Below are 3,781 nucleotides of genomic sequence, written 5' to 3'. Positions count from 1 at the left end.
GCGTGCGCTACTACAAAGATTATGCCGACGGCACCGACCTGGGCGTCTATGGCGCGCACGACAACGTCTACTTCGGTCGCCCGGAAGATGGCACCCTGGAAAGCGAGTTCTCCGGCAACCTGGTGGAAGTCTGCCCGACCGGCGTCTTCACCGACAAAACGCACTCCGAGCGTTACAACCGTAAGTGGGACATGCAGTTTGCGCCGAGCATCTGCCAGCAGTGTTCCATCGGCTGCAACATCAGCCCGGGCGAACGCTATGGCGAGCTGCGTCGTATCGAAAACCGCTATAACGGGACCGTTAACCGCTACTTCCTCTGCGACCGCGGTCGCTTCGGCTATGGCTATGTCAACCTGAAAGACCGTCCGCGTCAGCCGGTGCAGCGCCGCGGCGACGATCTGATTACTCTCAACGCCGAGCAGGCGATGCAGGGGGCAGCAGATATCCTGCGCCAGTCGAAGAAAGTGATCGGCATTGGCTCCCCGCGCGCCAGCATCGAGAGCAACTTCGCGCTGCGCGAGCTGGTAGGGGCGGAAAACTTCTATACCGGTATCGCCCAGGGCGAGCAGGAACGTCTGCAGCTGGTACTGAAAGTGCTGCGTGAAGGCGGGATTCATACCCCGGCGCTGCGCGAAATCGAATCCTACGATGCGGTGCTGGTGCTGGGTGAAGACCTCACGCAAACCGGCGCTCGCGCGGCTCTGGCGGTTCGTCAGGCGGTGAAAGGTAAAGCTCGTGAAATGGCAGCGGCGCAGAAAGTGGCCGACTGGCAGATTGCGGCGATCCTCAACATCGGCCAGCGCGCGAAGCATCCGCTGTTTGTGACCAACGTTGACAGCACCCGTCTGGACGACATCGCGGCGTGGACCTACCGCGCGCCGGTGGAAGATCAGGCGCGCCTTGGCTTTGCCATCGCCCACGCGCTGGACAGCAACTCTCCAGCCGTTGAAGGCCTGGATCGCGACCTGCAAAACAAGATCGACGTGATCGTCCAGGCGCTGGCCGGTGCGAAGAAACCGCTGATTATTTCCGGCACCAACGCCGGCAGCGCGGAGATCGTTCAGGCGGCGGCCAACGTGGCGAAAGCCCTGAAAGGCCGCGGTGCCGACGTCGGCGTCACCATGATTGCCCGTGCGGTTAACAGCATCGGTCTGGGCATGATTGGCGGCGGTTCGCTGGAAGAAGCGTTAAGCGAACTGGAATCCGGTTCTGCCGACGCGGTTGTGGTGCTGGAAAACGACCTGCATCGCCACGCTTCCGCCGCGCGCGTTGATGCCGCGCTGGCGAAAGCGCCGCTGGTGATGGTTATTGACCATCAGCGTACCGCGATCATGGACAAAGCCCATCTGGTGCTCTCTGCGGCAAGCTTCGCGGAAAGCGACGGTACGGTGATCAACAACGAAGGCCGTGCCCAGCGCTTCTTCCAGGTTTACGACCCGGCGTATTACGACAGCAACACCGTGATGCTGGAAAGCTGGCGCTGGCTGCACTCGCTGCACAGCACCGTGCAGAGCCGCGAAGTGGACTGGACGCAGCTTGACCACGTTATCGACGCGGTTGTTGAGAAGCTGCCGCAGCTGGCGGGCATCAAAGATGCCGCGCCGGACGCAAGCTTCCGTATCCGCGGGCAGAAACTGGCGCGTGAACCGCACCGTTACAGCGGCCGTACCGCCATGCGCGCCAACATCAGCGTGCATGAGCCGCGTCAGCCGCAGGATAAAGACACCATGTTCGCCTTCTCGATGGAAGGGAACAACCAGCCGTCAGCGGCGCGCTCGCAGATTCCGTTTGCCTGGGCTCCGGGCTGGAACTCCCCGCAGGCGTGGAACAAGTTCCAGGATGAAGTGGGCGGCAAACTGCGTCACGGCGATCCGGGCGTACGTCTGATTGAAGCCTCTGAAAACGGTCTGGAGTTCTTTACCTCCGTGCCGGAAAGCTTCCAGGCGCAGGAAGGCAACTGGCGTATTGCGCCGTACTACCATCTGTTTGGTAGCGACGAAATGTCCCAGCGCTCGCCGGTCTTCCAGCAGCGTATGCCGCAGCCGTACATCAAGCTCAACCCGGCGGACGCCGCGAAGCTTGGCGTGAACGCGGGTGCCAACATCGCCTTTAGCTACGAGGGCCAGACAATCAGCCTGCCGCTGATTATCTCCGAAGGTCTGAGTGCAGGGCAGGTGGGGCTGCCGATGGGCATGCCGGGTATCGCACCGGTGCTGGCCGGCGCGCGCCTTGATAATCTGCAGGAGGCAAAAGCATGAGTTGGTTAACGCCGGATCTGATTGAGATCCTCCTCAGCATCGTCAAAGCCGTGGTCATTCTGCTGGTGGTGGTCACCTGCGGGGCGTTCATGAGCTTTGGCGAACGTCGCCTTCTGGGTCTGTTCCAGAACCGCTACGGGCCGAACCGCGTAGGCTGGGGCGGTTCGCTCCAGCTGGTTGCGGACATGATCAAGATGTTCTTTAAAGAAGACTGGGTACCGAAATTCTCGGATCGCGTCATCTTTACCCTGGCACCGATGATCGCCTTTACCTCGCTGCTGCTGGCCTTCGCCATTGTGCCGGTCAGCCCAAGCTGGGTGGTCGCCGACCTGAACATCGGCATCCTGTTCTTCCTGATGATGGCGGGCCTCGCGGTATACGCGGTGCTGTTCGCCGGCTGGTCGAGCAACAACAAATACTCCCTGCTGGGTGCGATGCGTGCGTCTGCGCAAACGCTGAGCTACGAAGTGTTCCTCGGCCTGTCTCTGATGGGCGTGGTGGCGCAGGCCGGTTCATTCAACATGACCGACATCGTCAACAATCAGGAACATTTGTGGAACGTTATCCCGCAGTTCTTTGGCTTTGTGACCTTTGCGATTGCGGGCGTTGCGGTGTGTCACCGTCACCCGTTTGACCAACCGGAAGCCGAGCAGGAACTGGCCGATGGCTACCACATTGAATATTCCGGCATGAAGTTCGGTCTGTTCTTCGTGGGTGAGTACATCGGTATCGTTACCGTGTCGGCGATGATCGTGACGCTGTTCTTCGGTGGCTGGCAAGGTCCGTTCTTACCGCCGTTCATCTGGTTCGCGCTGAAAACCGCGTTCTTCATGATGATGTTCATTTTGATTCGCGCCGCATTACCGCGTCCGCGTTATGACCAGGTAATGTCCTTCGGCTGGAAAGTGTGCCTGCCGCTGACGCTGATCAACTTGCTGGTAACGGCGGCTGTCATTCTGTGGCAGGCGCAATAAGGGGCGAATAGACCATGACCTTAAAAGAATTACTCGTAGGCTTCGGCACCCAGGTACGCAGTATCTGGATGATCGGCCTGCACGCGTTCGCAAAACGTGAAACGCAAATGTACCCGGAAGAGCCGGTCTACCTGCCGCCGCGCTATCGTGGCCGTATCGTGCTGACGCGCGACCCGGACGGCGAAGAGCGCTGCGTAGCCTGTAACCTGTGCGCGGTAGCCTGCCCGGTGGGCTGTATCTCGCTGCAAAAAGCAGAGACCAAAGACGGCCGCTGGTATCCGGAGTTTTTCCGCATTAACTTCTCGCGCTGCATCTTCTGCGGCCTGTGTGAAGAAGCGTGCCCAACCACGGCGATTCAGCTGACCCCGGACTTCGAACTGGGCGAATACAAACGTCAGGACCTGGTGTACGAAAAAGAGGATCTGCTGATCTCCGGTCCGGGTAAATATCCGGAATATAACTTCTACCGGATGGCAGGTATGGCAATCGACGGCAAAGATAAGGGCGAAGCAGAGAACGAAGCTAAGCCAATCGACGTCAAGAGCCTGT

The 3,781-nt window shown here is 59.8% G+C and carries 3 protein-coding genes; all 3 read left to right on the top strand.

Features of this window, described 5'->3' with window-relative positions; all coding sequences use genetic code 11:
• Window positions 1-2,258, top strand: a 2,258-nt coding sequence (locus tag ACK5JN_RS21395) for a molybdopterin-dependent oxidoreductase (RefSeq protein WP_416871987.1), incomplete at its 5' end; no start/stop codon positions are given.
• The gene (gene nuoH, locus ACK5JN_RS21390; protein ID WP_416871986.1) at window positions 2,255-3,232 is read left to right on the top strand and encodes an NADH-quinone oxidoreductase subunit NuoH; all 978 of its coding nucleotides are present in this window, start codon (window positions 2,255-2,257) and stop codon (window positions 3,230-3,232) included. The genes ACK5JN_RS21395 and nuoH, both read left to right, overlap by 4 nt.
• Before the next feature lie 14 nt (window positions 3,233-3,246).
• A partial coding sequence (gene nuoI, locus ACK5JN_RS21385; RefSeq protein ID WP_416871985.1) for an NADH-quinone oxidoreductase subunit NuoI occupies window positions 3,247-3,781 on the top strand: 535 nt, incomplete at its 3' end.

The sequence above is a fragment of the Kluyvera sp. genome (genome assembly GCF_047971185.1).
Taxonomy (GTDB): Bacteria; Pseudomonadota; Gammaproteobacteria; order Enterobacterales; family Enterobacteriaceae; genus Kluyvera.
The sequence above is the reverse complement of the archived record's forward strand: the minus strand, read 5'-3'. Positions and strand labels throughout refer to the sequence as shown.